The organism is Nguyenibacter vanlangensis, from assembly GCF_013376155.1.
Classification (GTDB): Bacteria; Pseudomonadota; Alphaproteobacteria; order Acetobacterales; family Acetobacteraceae; genus Gluconacetobacter; species Gluconacetobacter vanlangensis.
On the sequence record NZ_JABXXP010000476.1, the window covers coordinates 1 to 2,228 of the forward strand.

The 2,228-nt window shown below is 70.6% G+C and carries 3 protein-coding genes; all 3 read left to right on the top strand.

Features of this window, described 5'->3' with window-relative positions; all coding sequences use genetic code 11:
• Positions 1-410: 410 nt before the first annotated feature.
• The 3 genes from HUK84_RS23575 (at position 411) to HUK84_RS15495 (ending at position 2,216) form a co-directional block, all read left to right on the top strand.
• Positions 411-536 (top strand): hypothetical protein, encoded by a 126-nt coding sequence (locus tag HUK84_RS23575; protein WP_281362832.1) that lies wholly within the window; start codon positions 411-413, stop codon positions 534-536.
• Between the two features lie 166 nt (positions 537-702).
• Positions 703-1,434 carry a gamma-glutamyl-gamma-aminobutyrate hydrolase family protein gene (locus tag HUK84_RS15490; protein WP_176641085.1) on the top strand — a complete coding sequence of 244 codons (732 nt, stop codon included), beginning with the start codon at positions 703-705 and terminating at the stop codon, positions 1,432-1,434.
• Complete coding sequence (locus HUK84_RS15495; RefSeq protein WP_176641086.1) at positions 1,431-2,216, top strand: pseudouridine synthase; 786 nt, start codon at positions 1,431-1,433, stop codon at positions 2,214-2,216. The genes HUK84_RS15490 and HUK84_RS15495 overlap by 4 nt, the downstream gene beginning before the upstream one ends.
• Positions 2,217-2,228: the final 12 nt, after the last annotated feature.

Below are 2,228 nucleotides of genomic sequence, written 5' to 3' on the forward strand. Positions count from 1 at the left end.
AGCAGCACCGCGCCGACCGGCACCTCCCCCCGCGCCGCGGCGGCGCGGGCCTCGTCCATCGCGATCCCCATCGGATCCCCCGGGGTGCCCATGGCGGGAACGACGGCGCCGGCCTTCCCTTCCTTTGTCATCGACCCTATCCCCCGCATCCCTGCAATCGCCCCATGCAACTCCCCCGGGACCGCCCCGTTCGGGCCATAGCGCGGGACGGGCGGCCCGCGCCATCCGTGCGCGCCATGCGATCACGGGATGTTACACCGCCTCACGTTTCCAGCCGGCCATGGGGCGGCACGGGCCGGCGGAAAAAGCAGCGAATTTAATGGACAGACAAGAATCCCGCTGCCACCGTGCCCCTCGAGCCTACAGCGTTCCCTGTAACATTCGACATCGATATGGGCAGGAGAAAGACGATGAACACGCTTACGCTGATCCTGGCCGCCGCGGCAATCGTCATCGGTTTTTCGGCGTGCGAGCCGGGGCTGGTCGGTCACCAGACCCTGACCGCCAACATCCAGACCGCGTTTTCCGACGGCTGATCCCGGTTTCGGCGGCGGGCCGCAAGCTCGGCGTTTCACGCCTCATTCCGGCGGTGCGCAGGAGGCTGCATCACAAGCCCTGCGACCGAGCGAGAGCGGCCCGCAGGGCTTGTGATGCAGCCTCTCGGATCTTTGACGGGCCGGCGTTCTGCTTTAGGCAGGCGGGATGAGCATGTCCCGCCCCCTGATCGGGGTCACCCTCGACAGCGAACCCGGCGCGCCGGACGACGGCGCCTATTCGCGCTTTCCGTGGTACGCGCTGCGCCGCAACTATATGGACGCGATCGCCGACGCGGGGGGCATTCCCGTGGCCCTGTCCCACCGGCAGGACCTGGCCGCCGAGACGCTGGAGCGGCTGGACGGCCTGGTCGTCACCGGCGGCGCGTTCGACGTCGATCCGGCGCTGTACGGCGCCGCCACCCGCCATGACAGCGTCACCCTGAAATCCGGCCGCACCCGCGCCGAGCTGGCGCTGCTCCGCCTGGCGATCGCCCGGGATCTGCCGGTGCTGGGGATCTGCGGCGGCCAGCAATTGCTGGCGGTCTGCCTGGGCGGCACGCTGATCCAGCATATCCCCGACGCGCTGCCCGGCGCGCTGGCGCACGAACAGCCCAATCCGCGCGACCAGCCGGGGCACGAGGTCGCGATCGTTCCGGGCACCCTGCTGGCGCGGGTGACCGGCGCCGAGCGGATGGCGGTCAATTCCGCGCATCACCAGGCCGTCCGGACCCCCGGCCGGGCGGTCGTCTGCGCCTTCGCCCCCGACGGGGTGATCGAGGCGATCGAATATCCCGGCCATCCTTTCTGCCTGGGCGTGCAATGGCATCCCGAATTCGCCATATCGATGGGCGATGGACGCATCTTCTCCGCCCTGATAGACGCCTCGGGATCGCGATGACACAGCACGACGACACCCCCCTTTCCGATCCCGCGCGCCGCGGCGAGCGGATCGCCAAATGGCTGGCCCGATCGGGCGTGGCCAGCCGCCGCGACGCCGAACAGATCATCGCCGCCGGGCGCGTCCGCCTGAACGGCGAGCCGGTCGGCCATCCCGCGACCTTCGTCGCGGCGGGCGACATCGTGCAGGTCGACGGCGCCGTGGTGGAATCGCCCGAGCGGACGCGCCTGTGGCGCTATCACAAGCCCGACGGGCTGGTGACCACCCATCGCGACCCCGAGGGACGGCCGACCGTCTTCGCATCCCTGCCCGACGGCATGCCCCGCGTCGTCAGCGTCGGCCGGCTGGACCTCAACAGCGAGGGATTGCTGCTGCTGACCAATGACGGCGAGCTGGCGCGACGGCTGGAGCTGCCGTCCAACGGCTGGCTGCGCCGCTACCGGGTGCGGGTCTTCGGCGTGGTGGACGAGGCCCGGCTGTCCGCCCTGGCCGGGGGCAGCGTGTTCGAGGGCGTGCGCTACGGCCCGATCGAGGCCGGGCTGGATTCCCGCAAGGGCGACAATGCCTGGCTGACCGTGGCGCTGCGCGAGGGCAAGAACCGCGAGGTCCGCAAGGTCATGCGCGGGCTGAACCTGCATGTCAGCCGGCTGATCCGCGTCTCGTACGGCCCGTTCCAGCTTGGCACCCTGCAGCGTTCGGAACTCGAGGAAGTGCCGGGCAAGGTGTTGCGCGAACAGGTGCCCGGCCTGGGCCCCGCCCCCCGGCCCGGCCGCCGGTCCTGACCCGGCCATGCG